The 15,651-nt window shown below is 67.5% G+C and carries 14 protein-coding genes; 7 read left to right on the forward strand and 7 right to left on the reverse strand.

From position 1 onward, the window contains the following. Nucleotides 1-41: 41 nt before the first annotated feature. Genes hsaB through hsaA form a run of 4 tightly spaced genes read right to left on the reverse strand, consistent with a single transcriptional unit; the run spans nucleotide 42 to nucleotide 3,642 of the window. A complete protein-coding gene (hsaB, locus tag LDQ05_RS12730) occupies nucleotides 42-668 on the reverse strand; it encodes a 3-hydroxy-9,10-secoandrosta-1,3,5(10)-triene-9,17-dione monooxygenase reductase subunit (protein WP_226437329.1) in 627 nt (208 codons plus the stop codon). Continuing rightward, a complete protein-coding gene (gene hsaC, locus LDQ05_RS12735; protein ID WP_226437330.1) occupies nucleotides 665-1,567 on the reverse strand; it encodes an iron-dependent extradiol dioxygenase HsaC in 903 nt (300 codons plus the stop codon). The genes hsaB and hsaC overlap by 4 nt, the downstream gene beginning before the upstream one ends. After that, complete coding sequence (gene hsaD, locus LDQ05_RS12740) at nucleotides 1,567-2,457, reverse strand: 4,5:9,10-diseco-3-hydroxy-5,9,17-trioxoandrosta-1(10),2-diene-4-oate hydrolase (protein ID WP_226437331.1); 891 nt, start codon at nucleotides 2,455-2,457, stop codon at nucleotides 1,567-1,569. The genes hsaC and hsaD overlap by 1 nt, the downstream gene beginning before the upstream one ends. A gap of 9 nt (nucleotides 2,458-2,466) precedes the next feature. Beyond that, on the reverse strand, nucleotides 2,467-3,642 hold the full coding sequence (gene hsaA, locus LDQ05_RS12745; RefSeq protein ID WP_226437332.1) for a 3-hydroxy-9,10-secoandrosta-1,3,5(10)-triene-9,17-dione monooxygenase oxygenase subunit: 1,176 nt from the start codon (nucleotides 3,640-3,642) through the stop codon (nucleotides 2,467-2,469). Nucleotides 3,643-3,832: 190 nt separating this feature from the next. Between hsaA and LDQ05_RS12750 the strand changes: the two genes are divergently transcribed. From LDQ05_RS12750 to LDQ05_RS12780, 7 genes are all read left to right on the forward strand, one after another. Then, nucleotides 3,833-4,990, forward strand: a complete 1,158-nt coding sequence (locus LDQ05_RS12750; RefSeq protein WP_226437333.1) for a 3-ketosteroid-9-alpha-monooxygenase, oxygenase component — start codon at nucleotides 3,833-3,835, stop codon at nucleotides 4,988-4,990. Beyond that, nucleotides 4,987-5,325: a hypothetical protein gene (locus LDQ05_RS12755; RefSeq protein WP_226437334.1), complete on the forward strand. Its 339-nt coding sequence runs from the start codon at nucleotides 4,987-4,989 to the stop codon at nucleotides 5,323-5,325. The genes LDQ05_RS12750 and LDQ05_RS12755 overlap by 4 nt, the downstream gene beginning before the upstream one ends. A gap of 136 nt (nucleotides 5,326-5,461) precedes the next feature. Continuing rightward, a complete protein-coding gene (gene kstD, locus LDQ05_RS12760; protein ID WP_226437335.1) occupies nucleotides 5,462-7,174 on the forward strand; it encodes a 3-oxosteroid 1-dehydrogenase in 1,713 nt (570 codons plus the stop codon). A gap of 72 nt (nucleotides 7,175-7,246) precedes the next feature. Next, nucleotides 7,247-8,107 carry an enoyl-CoA hydratase ChsH3 gene (gene chsH3 / locus LDQ05_RS12765; protein WP_226437336.1) on the forward strand — a complete coding sequence of 287 codons (861 nt, stop codon included), beginning with the start codon at nucleotides 7,247-7,249 and terminating at the stop codon, nucleotides 8,105-8,107. Between the two features lie 30 nt (nucleotides 8,108-8,137). Continuing rightward, nucleotides 8,138-9,883, forward strand: coding sequence for a cholesterol oxidase substrate-binding domain-containing protein (locus tag LDQ05_RS12770; RefSeq protein ID WP_226437337.1), 1,746 nt, complete (start codon nucleotides 8,138-8,140; stop codon nucleotides 9,881-9,883). Between the two features lie 135 nt (nucleotides 9,884-10,018). Beyond that, on the forward strand, nucleotides 10,019-11,068 hold the full coding sequence (locus tag LDQ05_RS12775; protein ID WP_226437338.1) for an alpha/beta hydrolase: 1,050 nt from the start codon (nucleotides 10,019-10,021) through the stop codon (nucleotides 11,066-11,068). A gap of 135 nt (nucleotides 11,069-11,203) precedes the next feature. Further along, nucleotides 11,204-12,445: a lipase family protein gene (locus LDQ05_RS12780; RefSeq protein WP_226437339.1), complete on the forward strand. Its 1,242-nt coding sequence runs from the start codon at nucleotides 11,204-11,206 to the stop codon at nucleotides 12,443-12,445. A 34-nt stretch (nucleotides 12,446-12,479) separates the two neighbouring features. Here the strand turns inward: LDQ05_RS12780 and LDQ05_RS12785 are convergent, their stop codons facing one another. The 3 genes from LDQ05_RS12785 to LDQ05_RS12795 all read right to left on the reverse strand — a co-directional run bounded on the left by LDQ05_RS12785 (nucleotide 12,480) and on the right by LDQ05_RS12795 (nucleotide 15,640). Beyond that, nucleotides 12,480-13,283, reverse strand: a complete 804-nt coding sequence (locus LDQ05_RS12785) for an ABC transporter permease (protein ID WP_226437340.1) — start codon at nucleotides 13,281-13,283, stop codon at nucleotides 12,480-12,482. Further along, nucleotides 13,280-14,239 (reverse strand): ATP-binding cassette domain-containing protein, encoded by a 960-nt coding sequence (locus LDQ05_RS12790; RefSeq protein ID WP_226437341.1) that lies wholly within the window; start codon nucleotides 14,237-14,239, stop codon nucleotides 13,280-13,282. Before LDQ05_RS12790 ends, LDQ05_RS12785 begins: the two co-directional genes overlap by 4 nt. 78 nt (nucleotides 14,240-14,317) lie before the next feature. Beyond that, nucleotides 14,318-15,640, reverse strand: coding sequence for a hypothetical protein (locus LDQ05_RS12795; RefSeq protein WP_226437342.1), 1,323 nt, complete (start codon nucleotides 15,638-15,640; stop codon nucleotides 14,318-14,320). Between the last annotated feature and the right edge of the window lie 11 nt (nucleotides 15,641-15,651).

Raw genomic sequence — 15,651 nt, forward strand, 5'->3', positions numbered from 1 at the left:
CCCCGGCACTCGTGCCGGGGCCCGCCGCTACGTACCGACGTTCAGAGCCAGGTGTCCTCCGACACGGTCGTGAGAAACGCTTCGAGGTCATCGCGCCACGGCGCCGGAGTGGTCTTCTCCGGTTCGATCCCGGTGTACTGGCCGCGGTAGAACAGCAGCGGACGTTCCGACTCGTCGTGCACTTCGCTCAGCGAGGACACACGTCCGAAGACGACCCAGTGGTCGCCCCCGTCGTGCACCGACTCGACGACGCAGTCGATGTGCGCGAGCGAACCGGTGAGGATCGGCGATCCCAGCGGGGAGGGCGCCCACTCGATACCCGCGAACTTGTCCGGTTCCCGCGATCCGAACCGCGCGCACACCTGCTGCTGGTCCTCGGCGAGGACGTTGACGCAGAATCTGCCGGCCCGTTCGATGGCCGCCCACGACCGGGACTGCTTCGTGGGACAGAACAACACGAGGGGCGGATCGAGCGACAACGCCGCGAACGATTGGCAGGCGAATCCGACGGGGGCTCCGTCGTCGACGGTGGTGATGATGGTGACGCCGGTGCAGAACTGTCCGAGGACGGTACGGAACGTCCTCGGGTCGGGGGACGCGATCCCCGACGACTGCTCGATCGCACCGTCGCCACCGTCACCCGCGCCGCGGCGACCTGCGGCGGTCATTCCCGGAACCCGACCGTGAAGTCGTGACCCCACAGACTCACGGCTGTGGATTCCCGGGCGATCCATTTCTCGTCCTCCACCTGCAGGCCTTCGCAACCGAATTCGATGTCGAATCCGCCGGGGGTCTTCATGTAGAACGAGAGCATCTCGTCGTTGACGTGACGGCCGATGCTCGCCGACATCTTGACCTTCTTCCGGAGCGCACGGTCGAGGCACAGCCCGACGTCGTCGGAGTTCTCCACCTCGAGCATCAGGTGCACGATGCCGGTCGGATTCGGGAACGGCAGGAAGGCGAGACTGTGGTGTCGCGGGTTGCACCCGAGGAAGCGCAGCCACGCGGGTTCCCCGTCCTCCGGACGGCCGACCGCCTGCGGCGGCAGCCGCATCGAATCGCGCAGCGAGAAGCCGAGGACGTCACGGTAGAACCGCAGCGACGCCTCGTCGTCGTCGGTGGTCAGCACGACATGACCGAGCCCCTGCTCGCCGGTGACGAACCGGTGCCCGTAGGGGCTGACGATGCGGCGGTGTTCGAGCGCGACACCGTGGAACACCTCGAGGGTGTTGCCGGAGACGTCGTCGAAGGTGATGAGTTCGACGACCCGACGATCGGCCAGTTGCTCCTGGGTGCCCTCCTTGAATGGGACGCCCGCCGCCGACAGCGAATCACGGACCTCCTGCAGTTCCGCCGCGTTGGCGGTCTCCCAGCCGGAGACCTGCAGGCGGTCCCGTTCACCCGGCACGATGACGAGGCGGGCGGGGAAATCGTCCATCCGCAGGTACAGTGCCTCCGGGTCGGCTCCCTTGCCTTCGATCATGCCGAGCACCTTGAGCCCGTACTCGCGCCAGGCCGCCATGTCGGTGGCCTCGATCCGCATGTACCCCAGCGATCGGATACCCATCAGTTACCTCCCTCGCCCGCGCCACCGTCGAGCAGGAAGTCGGCGGCGAGCCGATTGAACTCGTCGAACTTCTCGAGTTGTGCCCAGTGCCCGCAACCCCCGAACACGTGCAACTGGACGCGCGGGATCATCTTCAGCGCCACCAACGCACCGTCGATGGGATTGACCCGGTCCTCGCGGCCCCAGATGAGCAGGACCCGCTGGCGCAGCTTGTAGGCGTCACGCCAGAGCATGCCGAGTTCGAATTCGGAACTCGAGAACGACTTGCCCATCGCCTTCGCCGCCGCGAGCGATTCGGGGGTGCTCGCCGCCGCGAACCGTTCGTCGATCAGTTCGTCGGTGACGAGTTTCTGGTCGAACACCATGATCCGCAGGAACGCCTCGAGGTTCTCGCGGGTGGGCTGGTAGCCGAACCTGCCGAGGTTCCTCACACCCTCGGTCGGGTCGGGCGCGAACAGGTTCACGCTCAGTCCGCCCGGGCCCATGAGCACGAGTCGTCCGGCCCGGTCGGGATGGTCGAGGGCGAATCGCACCGCGGCACCACCACCGAGCGAATTGCCGAGCAGATGGACGCGTTCGGTGATGCCGAGCGTGTCGAGCAGGTCCTTCAGCGCAGATGCACTGTGCCGGAAGTACTGCGGATGCTCGGTCGGTTTGTCGGAGAGCCCGTAGCCGGGCTGGTCGACGGCGAGCACGTGGAAACGTTCGGCGAGCACCGGAATGTTCTTCGCGAAGTTCGACCACGACGAGGCGCCGGGTCCGCCACCGTGCAGGAGCACGATGGTCGGCCCGTTGCCGACTCCGGCCTCGTGGTAGTGCAGTTTCAGGTCGGGTCGTACCTGCGCGAAACGGGACGTGGATTCGAAGGTCAGTTCGTCGAGTGCGGTCACGTGCGTCCCCTAGACCATCGTGTCCGTGAGCGGCAGACCGAATTCGGCGCCGCCGAACATGACGTAGGCCCGTTCGGCGTCGTTCGCGGCGTGCACCCGGCCGGCATGGGCGTCACGCCAGAACCGTTGGATCGGTGTGCCGTTGGCCAGTGCGGTGGCTCCGGAGTTCTCGAAGAGAAGGTCGATGGACGCAATGGCCCGGCCGGTCGCGCGCACCTGGTCACGGCGGGCGCGGAGGCGCAGTTCGATGGGCACCTCCTTGCCCTCGAGCAGGTACGCGTACTCGTCGGCGACGTTCCCCGACAGCTGACGCCAGGCGGCGTCGATGTCGCTGGAGGCCTCCGCGATGCGGACCTTCGAGAACGGATCGTCCTTGGCCTTCTCCCCCGCGTACGCGGCCCGGACCCGCTTGCCCTGGTGTTCGACGTGCGCGTCGTACGCGCCGTACGCCATGCCGACGATGGGCGTGGAGATGGTGGTGGGGTGGATGGTGCCCCAGGGCATCCGGTAGACCGGCGCGGTGTTGCGCTCGAGCCCGGGCGACGCCAGATCGTTCATGGTCTTGAAGCTCAGGAACCGGTGCCGCGGCACGAACACGTCCTTGACGACGACGGTGTTCGATCCGGTGCCGCGCAGGCCGACGACGTTCCAGACGTCGTCGATCTCGTAGTCGGTCCGCGGGATCAGGAAGCTGCCGAAATCGACGGGACGGCCGTCCTTGATGACCGGGCCACCGACGACGACCCAGTCTGCATGGTCGCAACCCGACGACCAGGCCCACGCCCCGTTGACCGTGTAGCCGCCGTCGACGACCTGGCCGGCGCCCATCGGCGCGTACGACGACGAGATGCGCACGTCGGTGTCGGTGCCCCAGACATCCTCCTGGGCCTGCTGGTCGAACAGGGCGAGGTGCCAGTTGTGGACACCGATGATGCCCGCGACCCAACCGGTGGACCCGCATGCGCTCGCGATGGTGCGGACGGCGGTGTAGAAGGTCACCGGATCGGCTTCGTAGCCGCCCCACTGCGCCGGTTGCAGGAGCTTGAAGAAGCCGATCTCCTGGAGCGCCTTGATCGACTCGTCGGGGATACGGCGCAGATCCTCGGTTTCCTGCGCACGTTCGCGCAGGCTGGGCAGCAGAGCCTCGATCCGCTGCAGTACCTCGTGGCTGTCGTGGTCACCCACTGGACGCTCCCGTCTGTTCAGGAATTGATCTCCGCACCCAAGACTAGAACATGTTCTCATTTGTGTCGAGGGTGGGCGTCGACGCAGGTCCACGCGTCGACGTCGGGGACGAAAGTCCCCGAAACCTTCCCCTCGGCGGCAATGTTCTATAACGTGTTCTAGCAAGACATCCGAAAGGAAGTGAACGGACATGGCGCAGATTCGTGAGATCGACGTGGGTGCCGCGCGGACGCGTTTCGCGCGCGGCTGGCACTGTATCGGCCTGGAGAGCGAGTTCCTCGACGGCAAACCGCACTCGATCGAGGCCTTCGGTACCAAACTCGTAGTCTTCGCGGACAGCCAGAACAAGCTCCACGTGCTCGACGCATACTGCCGGCACATGGGCGGTGACCTGAGCCAGGGCACGGTCAAGGGCGACTCGATCGCATGCCCGTTCCACGATTGGCGCTGGGGCGGCAACGGCAAGTGCACCGACATTCCCTACGCTCGCCGGGTGCCGCCGATCGCGCGGACCCGCTCATGGGTCACGCTGCAGGAGAACAAGCAGCTGTTCATCTGGAACGACCCCGAGGGCAATCCGCCTCCCGAGGACGTCACGATCCCGAAGCTGCCCGAGGTGTTCACCGACGAGTGGACCGACTGGACGTGGAACCGGATCCTCGTCGAGGGATCGAACTGCCGCGAGATCGTGGACAACGTCGTCGACATGGCGCACTTCTTCTACGTTCACTTCGGGTTCCCGAAGTACTTCAAGAACGTCTTCGAGGGGCACGTCGCGTCGCAGTACCTGCAGAACCACGGCCGGCCCGACGTCGGAGCGATGGGTACGCAGTACGGGGAGTCGATCCTCGATTCCGAGGCGTCGTACTTCGGTCCGTCGTACATGGTCAACTGGCTGCACAACAACTACGGCGGCTACAAGGTCGAGAGCATCCTGATCAACTGCCACTACCCGGTCGATCAGGACTCGTTCGTCCTCATGTACGGCGTGGCCGTGGAGAAGCCGAAGGGCCTCGACGACGCCACGACCACCAAGCTCGCCACGAAGTTCACCGAGGGCGTCGCGATGGGTTTCGAGCAGGACGTCGCGATCTGGAAGAACAAGACCAAGATCGAGAATCCGCTCCTGTGCGAGGAGGACGGCCCCGTCTACCAGTTGCGCCGCTGGTACGACCAGTTCTATGTCGACGTCGCAGACGTCGACCCCAAGGCCACCCAGCGGTTCGAGTTCGAGATCGACACGACCAGGGCCGTCGAGGCCTGGCAACGCGAGGTCGACGAGAATCTCGCCCGCCAGGCCGCCGAGAAGGCGGCCGCGGAGACCACCGAGCACAAGACCGGAGTGTGACGATGTCCTCGACCTGGGCCAAGGCCCCCGACTTCGCCGGTAGCCCGGTCCGGGTCGAGGCCGTCCGCGCACAGACCGCCCGCGACAAGCAGACCTACCTCGACGCGGGACTCCACGAGGTGCAGTGCCGCGCGTGCGGAACCTGCGTGCTGGTCCAGAAGAACAGCTTCCGGCACACCAGCATCCAGTGGCAGGGCGACCCGACGCAGGTGTGCCCGGAGTTCACCGGGGCGGGAGGCGCACGAGGATCCCGGCAGACGTGCCCGCGGCTGCTCGGCAGCATCGATCACGCCGTCATGGAAGGCCTCCTCGAGGTGCGGGACCCCGAGGCCTGACGGCCGGCCCCACCGCATCCTCGACCCCACACATGGAACACGTGTTCGTTGTCGGCGATCGATCAAGTCCTGACGTCACATACTCACTGGCAGAAAGGATGGACTCGACACCCCCTGATTCTATAACGTGTTCTACATGACCCAGGAGGAGTACGACATCGTCGTCGTCGGCAGCGGTGCCGGCGGCATGACGGCCGCGATCACCGCCGCACGCAAGGGCGCACGCGTCGTTCTGATCGAGAAGGCCCCGCATTTCGGTGGTTCGAGTGCGCGCTCCGGCGGTGGCGTGTGGATCCCGAACAACGACAACCTGAAGGCCGCGGGTGTCGACGACACCCCGGACGCCGCCCGCACCTACCTGCACAGCATCATCGGCGACGATGTTCCCGCCGATCGCATCGACACCTACATCGATCGCGGCCCCGAGATGCTGCGGTTCGTCCAGAAGTACAGCGCGCTCGAACTCCAATGGGTCCCGGGATATTCCGACTACTACCCCGAGGCGCCCGGTGGACGGGCGGGGGGACGCTCGGTCGAACCCAAGCCGTTCGACGGCACACGCCTCGGCGACGACCTCGCCCTCCTCGAACCCGACTACGTCAAGGCCCCCACCAATTTCGTCATCACCCAGGCCGACTACAAGTGGCTCAACCTGCTCATCCGCAACCCCCGGGGTCCGCTGCGCGCCGCCCGGGTCGGCGCCCGGTTCGTCTGGGCGAAGCTCACCGGCAAGAACCTGCTGGTGCGCGGCCAGGCGCTCATGGCCGGCCTGTACCTCGGCCTCCGCGACGCCGGCGTGCCGTTGCTCCTCGGCACTGCCCTGACCGAACTCGTCGTCGAGGACGGCGCGGTGCGCGGCGTCCGCGTCACCCACGACGGACACGAACGGGTCATCCGTGCCACGCGCGGCGTGGTGCTCGCGTCCGGCGGATTCGAGCACAACGCCGCGATGCGCGCGCAATACCAGCGCCAGCCCATCGGCACCGAATGGACCGTCGGTGCCGAGGCCAACACCGGCGACGGTATTCTCGCGGGCCAGAATGCAGGTGCAGCAGTAGATTTCATGGACGACGCCTGGTGGGGGCCGTCCTTTCCGCTCACGGGCGGCCCGTGGTTCGCGTTGTCCGAACGAAGCCTGCCCGGTTGCATCGTCGTCAACGGCGACGGCAAGCGGTTCGTCAACGAATCCGCCCCGTACGTCGAGGCCACGCACGCGATGTACGGCGGCGAGCACGGTCGCGGCGAGGGACCCGGCGAGAACATTCCGTGCTGGATGATCCTCGACCAGCGCTACCGCAACCGGTACACGTTCGCGGGCATCACCCCGGGACAACCGTTCCCGAAACGCTGGTTCAAGGCCGGGGTGATGGTCAAGGCCGACACCGTCGCCGAACTCGCCGAGAAGATCGGCGTGCCCGCCACCGCGCTCGGCGAGACGGTGGAGCGTTTCAACGGCTTCGCCCGCACCGGCAAGGACGAAGACTTCGGTCGCGGCGAATCGAAATACGACCACTACTACGGCGATCCGCGCAACAAGCCCAACCCGAGCCTCGCGGAGATCGGCAAGGCACCCTTCTACGCGATCAAGATGGTGCCCGGCGACCTCGGCACCAAGGGCGGTCTGGTCACCGACGTCGACGCCCGCGTGCTGCGCGAGGACGGATCCGTCATCGACGGTCTGTACGCGGCGGGCAATGTCGGCGCCCCGGTCATGGGCCACACCTACGCCGGTCCCGGCGCGACGATCGGTCCGGCCATGACGTTCGGGTACCTGGCCGTCCTCGACATCCTCGACGAGGGTGACCTGTCGCCGGAATCGGACGTGGCCGAAACCGCCGAACAACACTAGGGTGCTGCCGCCGGGGCCTGTGGCCCCGGCGATCCCGACCGCTCGTCGAACGGACCTCGAAAGGACCCGTCTGTGCCCATCGACCCGTCAGTCGCCATCGGTGCCGAACTGCCCGCCCAGGAATTCTCGTGGACCGGCAGCGACGTCCAGCTCTACCATCTCGGCCTCGGAGCCGGCGCCCGTCCCACCGATGCGGGCGAACTGCGCTACCTGCGTGACGGCGACCCGCAGGTGTTGCCGACATTCGCGACGGTCGCGGCGACCTTCCACGCGACCGAGCCGCCGAAGGTGTCGTTCCCCGGTGTCGAGATCGACCTCGCGAAGGTCGTGCACGGCAGCCAGGAGATCGTCGTGCACCGCCCGATTCCGGCGTCGGGGTCGGGCCGGACCGTCACCCGCGTCGCCGAAGCATGGGACAAGGGCAAGGCCGCCGTCATCGTGCAGGAGTCGACCACCGAGGATGCCGACGGCGAGCCCCTGTGGACGGCGCGGTCCTCCATCTTCGCCCGCGGCGAAGGCGGATTCGGTGGCGAACGCGGTCCGTCGGAGGCGGTCGACTATCCCGAACGCGAACCCGACGCCGAGTTCGACGTCCCGACCCTGCCCCAGCAGGCACTGCTGTACCGCCTGTGCGGCGACCGCAATCCCCTGCACTCCGACCCGGAGTTCGCGAAGAACGCCGGATTCCCCGCTCCGATCCTGCACGGACTGTGCACGTACGGAACGGTGTGCAAGGCGGTCACCGATCGTCTCCTCGATGCGGACGTGTCCCGTGTCGCCGGCTTCCGCGCGCGGTTCGCGGGAGTGGTGTTCCCCGGCGAGACCCTGCGGGTGCGCGTGTGGAACGAAGGTGACCGTCTGCTCGCCACCGCTGCCGTCGTCGACCGTGATCTCGCCCCCGCCCTCGCCGATGTGGTCCTCACCGTCTCCTGAGACCACCCTGTCCCGGAAAGCAGTTCAGAGATGACAATTCGAGATCGATCGCCGCGCCTGTCGCGGAGAGGCTTCCTCGCCGCCGGCGCCGGCGCCGTCGCTGCCACCGCCGTCGCCGGATGGACTCCGGCGTACGCGATCCCGCTCGGCTCACCCGAGGCGACGCTTCCCGCGCCGCCGTCCTTCCCCGACGGAATCGTGCTCGAGCAGCAGGCGTACCAGAACTGGTCGAAAGAGATCATGTTCGACTCGGTGTGGACCTGCGTCCCGCGCAACGCGGACGACGTCGTCCGGTTGGTCAACTGGGCACACCAGAACGGGTACACCATCCGCCCCCGGGGTGCCATGCACGGGTGGACGCCGTTGACCGTGGTCAACGGGGCGCCCGTCGACCGGGTCATCCTCGCGGACACGATGGTCCACCTGAACGGGGTGAACGTGCATCCCGGAGGTGACCCCGCGACCGTCACGGCCGGACCGGGCGCCACCCTCGACGCCATCACGTCGGCGCTGCAGGAACACGGGTTGGGACTCGCGAACCTGCCCGCCCCCGGTGTGCTGTCGATCGCGGGTTCGCTCGCGGTCAACGCGCACGGTGCCGCACTGCCCGCCGACGGGGAGGCGCCCGTCGCGGGGCACACCTTCGGCTCGCTGAGCAATCTCGTCACCGAACTCACCGCGGTCGTCTGGGACGGAAACGCGTACTCGCTGCGCACGTTCAACCGCGCCGATCCCGACATCACGCCGCTGCTCACCAACCTCGGGCGCACGTTCCTGACGTCCGTGACGTTGCAGGCCGGACCGAACTACCGGATGCGATGCGTCAGCACCACCGACGTCGACTGGCGTGAACTGTTCGCACCCGCCGGTGCCCCCGGCCGCACCTTCGAATCGCACATCCGGGAATCCGGTCGCGCCGAGGCCATCTGGTATCCGTTCACCGACAAGCCGTGGATGAAGGTGTGGTCGGTCGCCCCGGAGAAGCCTGCGTCGTCGCGTGAGGTGACCGGACCGTACAACTATCCGTTCTCCGACAACGTGCCCGAATCCGTCACCGACATCATCGGTCGGATCACGGCGGGAAACACCCAGATCGCACCGGCGTTCGGGCAGACGTACTACGGCGTGACCGTCGCGGGACTGGCCGCGACGAACTCGTCGGACATCTGGGGATGGTCGAAGGATCTGCAGTTCTACATCAAGGCGACGACGCTGCGCCTGACCGAGGGCGGCGGCGCAGTGCTCACGAACCGCGCGAACATCGCGACCGTCATCCACGATTTCGCACAGTGGTTCCATGAGCGGATCGAGCACTACCGGGCACTCGGCGAGTACCCGCTCAACGGGCCCGTCGAGATCCGGTGCTGCGGCCTCGACCGGGACGAGGACGTCCGCGTCCCGTCCGCCGGGCCGCCGACGATCGCCTCGACCCGGCCACGCCCCGACCATCCCGAATGGGACACCGCGATCTGGCTGAACGTGCTCGGTGTTCCCGGCACCCCGGGGATGTTCGCGTTCTACCGCGAGATGGAGCAGTGGATGCGCTCACGGTACAACGGCAGCGATTCTACGTTCCGGCCCGAATGGTCGAAGGGGTGGGCGTTCGGCCCCGAGTGGCCGTACACCGACACCGCGATCATCACCCAGGGCCTGCCCGACACCTACCGGGAAGGCGTTCCCTCGGACGAGAACTGGGATTCCGCCCGGGCGGTGTACAACCGACTCGATCCGCACCGGGTGTTCAGCAACACGTTCATGGACCAACTGCTGCCGTAGTCGGCGTCCGCTTCCGGCAGCGCACGACAGCACAGCACGGCGAGGGGTTCCGCCGCCCGGCGGAACCCCTCGCCGTGTCTCACCTCGCCACACACCGCACCACGTGCGTTGTTAGGGTCGGTCACCATGCGACGGATGCGACGGTGGATCGGTGCTGCGACTCTCGCTCTCCTGGTGGTGTCGGGCGGCGTGACGCTCGCGGCGCCGGCAGCGGCACTGCCCGACACGGGATCCGTCATCGTCCCTTCTGGGTCCGACACCGAACTGACCTTCGAGACCGACGGCACCGTCTTCCACGGCAGTGTGCGTACTCCCGACGGGCAGACGCGCGGCGCCGCACTTCTCCTTCCCGGCAGCGGGATCTCGGACCGCAACGGAAACCAGCCGGGGATCGCCGTCTCGGATGTCCTGTCGAGGACCGCGGATGTTCTTGCGTCGCACGGTATCGCCAGTCTGCGTTTCGACAAGATCGGGGCGGGCGCGACCGGCCTCGGCGCGTACACCCCGGACACTATCGGTGAATACGGATTCGTCGACCAGGTCGATCACGCCGAGGCGGCGGCGCACGTGCTGTCGGAGCGCACGGGGATCGCGACCGACGACCTGCTCGTCCTCGGCCACAGCGAGGGCGGACTGACCACCCTCGCCCTCGCCGAGCGGGGCATCGGCGGCGGTTTCGGGCTTCTCGCCCCGCTGCCGATGCGCTACCTGGACCTGTTGCGGAGCCAGGTCGAGGGTGTCGCCGAGTCGGGTCGCCTCGACGCGGCGGACGCCGACACCGTCCGACGCGAGCTCCCCCGCACCATCGAGTCGATCCGCGCGACGGGAACCGTGCCCGCCGATCAGGATCCGTTGCTCGACCAACTCGGATTCAACGCGTACAACGCGAAGTTCCTGCAGGAGTCCGATCGAATGGATCCCCCGGTCCTCGCGGCGTCGTTGGCCGCGGACACCCCGGTGCTGCTCACCTGCTCGGAGAAGGATCTCAACATCGGCTGCGACCAGGTGGCCCCGCTGCGGGCCGCGCTCGGACACACCGATCTGCAGTTCGAACACTTCGCGACGGCAAACCACAGCCTCGAGGAACTCGGACCCGTTCCTCCGAGCAGCGCCGACATGCCCCTTCTGCTCCCGCCGTCCGCGGAGTACACCGCCGCGCTCCACACGTGGGCGTCGAGCATCTGAGTCGCGCACCGTCCACTCCCGACGATCACCGTCCGACCACGAATCGCCCATCAGGACACGGGGCGTCACTTCTCGTATCCTGACCCGTGTCCGATTCGTGATATGACTCGTCGGGGTATTGGAGGTATACGTTCGATGTCGTCCCTCGGAACGAGAGCGGCACGCGTGGTCGGCGCGACCGCGGCAGCCCTGTCGGTGTCGGTCGTCGCCACCCTGGCGACAGCGATTCCGGCGGCGGCCGGCCCGGTCGTCTATCCCTCCCCCGTGAACGACACCTTCTATTCGGCACCGGTCGACCTCGGCGCGTATCGGCCCGGTGACGTCCTCTCGGTCCGTCCCGCGCCGGCGCCGGTCGGGTTCGTCGACACCGACGTCGTGCAGATCCGGTACCGCAGCGTCGATTCGCTCGGGAATCCCGTCGCGGCGGTCACCACGGTGCTGTCACCGCACCATGCGGTGCCCGGGCGGCCGGTGCTGTCGTACCAACACATCATCAACGGGCTCGGGTTGCAGTGTGCGCCGTCGCAGGCCCTCTACACCCAGGACCCCGATCTCGCGATCCGCGAGGCCCCCGCGCTCAATGTCGCTCTCCAGCAGGGGTGGACGGTGGCGATCCCCGACCATCTGGGACCGGACAGCGCATACGGCGCCGTGCGTCTCGGTGCGCAACTCACCCTAGACGGGATCCGCGCGGTGCAACGGCTCCCGCAGCTCGGCCTGGCCGACAGCCCGGTCGCGCTCGCCGGATACTCCGGCGGCGGCATGACCACGGCCATGGCGGCGGCGCTCGCATCCACCTACGCCCCCGAACTCCGCATCGTGGGCAGCGCATTCGGCGGCGCACCGTTGAGCATCGAGAAGATGGCCCGCGGTCTCGGCGAGGAATCGCATCCCGCGTTCGGCCTGGCGATGGCCGCGGCCCTCGGTCTCGAACGCGAATATCCCGACGCCATGCCCGTCACGCCCACTCTCAACACCCACGGATTGGCGCTGCGGGATTCGATCGCGAATGCGTGCACCAACGGGATCCTGGCGCACGGTGCCGGGCAGAGTCTCTCCGACGTGGCCGACGCCGACGCAGCGTTCGCCCTGCTCGATCGGCCGGCCGTCCAGACCGTCCTCGACGCCAACAGCGTCGAGCAGACCCCCGAGGTTCCGACCGCCCCGGTGTACGAATGGCACGCCTCCGACGATGTGCTGATCCCGGTCGATTCGATCACGGCCACGCTGCGCCGCTACTGCGACGCGGGCGTTCCGGTCCGGTCCGAGGTCGTGTCGAGCCCGGACCACCTCTCCGCAGCGGTCATCGGTCTTCCCGGTGCGTTGCAGTTCCTCGACGACCGGTTCGCGGGTGTTCCACCGACGTCGACCTGCTGACACGCGAGGCGCGGTGCCGCCCGCCCGGGCGCACTCAGCGTGAGACGGCCTTCTTGTAACGGCGGATCGCGAACGGAACGAACACCGCCAGCATCACTGCGGTCCACAGCAGCGATGCGAGGACCGGGTTCTGCAGCGGCCACGCATCCGACGTCGGCATCATCGGGTTCGTGTTTCCGAACAGTTCACGGATGGCCTGGGTGACCGCCGAGACCGGGTTCCACTCGGCGAACACCCTCAGTACCGTCGGCATCTGGGAGGGATCGACGAACGTGTTCGCGATGAACGACAGCGGAAAGATCGCCATGAAACTGGCGTTGTTGAACACCTCCGGTGTGCGGATCCACATGCCCACGACCGCCATCAGCCACGACAGCGAGTACGCGAACAGCAACAGCAGCGCGTACCCCGCGAGGGCTTCGAGCGGCGACGAATGGATGCGCCACCCCACCACCAGTCCCGCCAGAGACATCACGACGAGACTGACGATGTTGATGAGCACATCCGTGGAAGTACGTCCTATCAGCACCGCGGACGGCGCCATCGGCAGCGACCGGAATCGGTCGATGATGCCCTTCTGCAGGTCTTCGACCATCCCCAGACCCGTCCACGTCGCCCCGAAGATCACCGTCTGGGTGAACACGCCTGCGATGAGGAACTCGCGGTACGAGGTGCCCGGGATCTCGATCGCACTGCCGAACACGTAGGCGAACAACAACACGAACATGATGGGCGACAACGTCGTGAACACGATCAGATCGGGCACACGCTTGATCTTGATGACGTTGCGTTTGGCGATGGTCAGACCGTCGGACACGGCCAACTGCACTGCGTTCACGAAACCGGATCCTCCATCCGTTCCTCCGCCTCGTGACCGGTGAGGGTGAGGAACACGTCGTCGAGGGTGGGGCGGCGCAGCGTCACGTCGGTGACCCCGATCCCGGCCTCCGTCAGCCGGCCGAGCGCCGCGACGAGCATCTCGGTTCCGCCCGAGGCCGGCACGATCACCCGCGTGGACTCGACGCGGATGTCGCCGGCGGCGAGCGGTGTCAGCTCGGCAACCGCGTCGCCCAGCTGGGTGTCGTCGGATACGACCAACTCGAGCCGTTCGCCACCGACGAGCGATTTGAGTTCATCGGCGGTACCCCGCGCGATGACGGCACCTCGGTCGATCACCGCGATCCTGTCGGCGAGCCGCTCGGCTTCTTCCATGTACTGCGTGGTGAGCAGCAGTGTGGTGCCGCGCGCGACGAGTTGTTCGATGATGTCCCACAGACCGAGGCGGGCGCGGGGATCGAGACCGGTGGTCGGTTCGTCGAGGAAGAGCACCGGGGGTTCAGCGACGAGCGCCCCTGCGAGATCGAGCCGGCGCCTCATCCCACCCGAATAGCCCTTCACCGGGCGGTCGCCGGCGTCGACGAGGTCGAACTGTTCGAGCAGTTCGCGAGCGCGTTCGCGGCTGCGCTTCGCTCCGAGGTGATACAGCCGCCCCACCATGTCGAGGTTCTCGAAACCGGTGAGGTATTCGTCGACGGCCGCGTACTGGCCGGACGCCCCGATGTGTGCCCGCAGTTCGGCGGCCTGGGACACCACGTCGAATCCCGCGACCTCCGCGCGCCCGGAGTCGGGGGCGAGCAGCGTCGTGAGGACGCGGACGGTGGTGGTCTTGCCCGCACCGTTCGGCCCCAGGAGCGCCGTCACGGTGCCTTCCTCAACACGTAGGTCGATGCCGTCGAGGGCGATGAACTGCCCGAATCGTTTACACAGTCCTTCAACCACGATGGCGTCGGCCATGAGAGTCTCCCTGGCTGGTGCGTGATACCTCGGCACGTACGTCGTGCACAGTCTGCACGACAGCACCGACAGGGTGCGTCATTCCCGCGGACCGGTTTGCTTCCCGCGACCGCTGTAACGGCGGAGGGAAGCAGCTTGGTCCGCGGGAAGTGCGGTGGCGTCGGGCAGAGGCCGCATCGGGACCCGTGCCCGCGCCACCGCCGATTCCACCGCGTTGGGTTCGCGCGAGCCCCGGATCCGCCGGAGGGATTCGATTGCCCTGCCGAAGCCTCGACGCACGGTCGTCGCGGACGGTGATCCACCGACGAGGTATGCACCCACCGCGATCACCAGGCCCAGCACGGCAACCGCGCGCAGTGCCGCCCGCAACGGGTCGAGCACCGTATCCACGAGGACCGCCGCCGCGTCCGGGGACAGCACGTCCGGTGGGATGTCGTCCAGGTAGACGGCCCGGGCGACGATCAACGAGACCGCGAGAATCAGCATGCCCACCGCGAGCGCCACACCGACGAACGCGAGGGTGCGCAGGCGCCGCCCGGACGGGGCGAGGACGACGGCAGCGGCCGCCACGGCGATCGTCAGCCAGGGAAGAATCCCGGATGCCTTGTCCAGCAACGACACCGCCTGCTGCGCCCGCACGAGTTCCGGCGACCGGAACAGGACGAACTGCTTGTCGATCTCCGGGACCCTCTCGGCGAACGTGAAGCCGCGATCGAGCAACCTGCCCTTGACGTTCTCGATGATCGGGCCCAGCGAGATGCTCACCGTGCCGGACGGGTCGACCGACAGCGATTCCGGGCCGCCGTCGCCGGTCACGACCGCGACGAGACCGGCGTGTGCGGCGCGGTTCGCCTGGATCCACAGGTCCTCGAACTGGTCGGTGTCCACCAGAGTCGCCACCGTCTCGTCGACGAAACTTCTCGCCTGGCCGGCGAGGACCGGCGCGAGACCCTCGATGGCGCTGTCGAGACGCGGTGCGTCGTCCGTCACCGGTACCGCATCGGTCAGGGCCGACAGTGCGTCGGCCGTGAGTTCTTCGACGTCCAGTCGGGTGAAGATCTCATCGGTGACCGTGTCGGCGACCTGACTCTGGATCGCCGGTTCCGACGCGAGCGGCGCGACGGTGGTGACGTACCGCCCGGTGTCGAGGACCTCGCCCCGCACGAATCGCGCGGTGACCGTCGCGATCGACAGGAGCGCGACGAGCACGATCAGCACCGTCGCCGCCGTCCGACGCAGGATGTGGCGGGGGCGGCGCTCCCGTCCGCTCGGCGGTGCCGCCGCATCTTCCGCGTGTTTCCGGAGGGCCGCCACCTCCGCGCGCAGGCGTTCGAGTTCGGCCCGCTCGTCGCTGCCGAGCGGGCCGCCGTCCGAGCTGCGCCCCCCGGCATCGGTGGTCATGGATGCGGTGG

This window comes from Rhodococcus yananensis (assembly GCF_020515525.1).
GTDB classification, from domain to species: domain Bacteria; phylum Actinomycetota; class Actinomycetes; order Mycobacteriales; family Mycobacteriaceae; genus Rhodococcus; species Rhodococcus yananensis.

Excerpts from the sequence above, each read along its gene's own strand:
- hsaC (WP_226437330.1), bottom strand. The coding sequence starts at position 1,567 with ATGGGTATCCGATCGCTGGGGTACATGCGGATCGAGGCCACCGACATG.
- hsaB (WP_226437329.1), bottom strand. The coding sequence starts at position 668 with ATGACCGCCGCAGGTCGCCGCGGCGCGGGTGACGGTGGCGACGGTGCG.
- LDQ05_RS12780 (WP_226437339.1), top strand. The coding sequence starts at position 11,204 with ATGTCGTCCCTCGGAACGAGAGCGGCACGCGTGGTCGGCGCGACCGCG.
- kstD (WP_226437335.1), top strand. The coding sequence starts at position 5,462 with ATGACCCAGGAGGAGTACGACATCGTCGTCGTCGGCAGCGGTGCCGGC.
- LDQ05_RS12750 (WP_226437333.1), top strand. The coding sequence starts at position 3,833 with ATGGCGCAGATTCGTGAGATCGACGTGGGTGCCGCGCGGACGCGTTTC.
- LDQ05_RS12790 (WP_226437341.1), bottom strand. The coding sequence starts at position 14,239 with ATGGCCGACGCCATCGTGGTTGAAGGACTGTGTAAACGATTCGGGCAG.
- LDQ05_RS12770 (WP_226437337.1), top strand. The coding sequence starts at position 8,138 with ATGACAATTCGAGATCGATCGCCGCGCCTGTCGCGGAGAGGCTTCCTC.
- LDQ05_RS12775 (WP_226437338.1), top strand. The coding sequence starts at position 10,019 with ATGCGACGGTGGATCGGTGCTGCGACTCTCGCTCTCCTGGTGGTGTCG.
- LDQ05_RS12795 (WP_226437342.1), bottom strand. The coding sequence starts at position 15,640 with ATGACCACCGATGCCGGGGGGCGCAGCTCGGACGGCGGCCCGCTCGGC.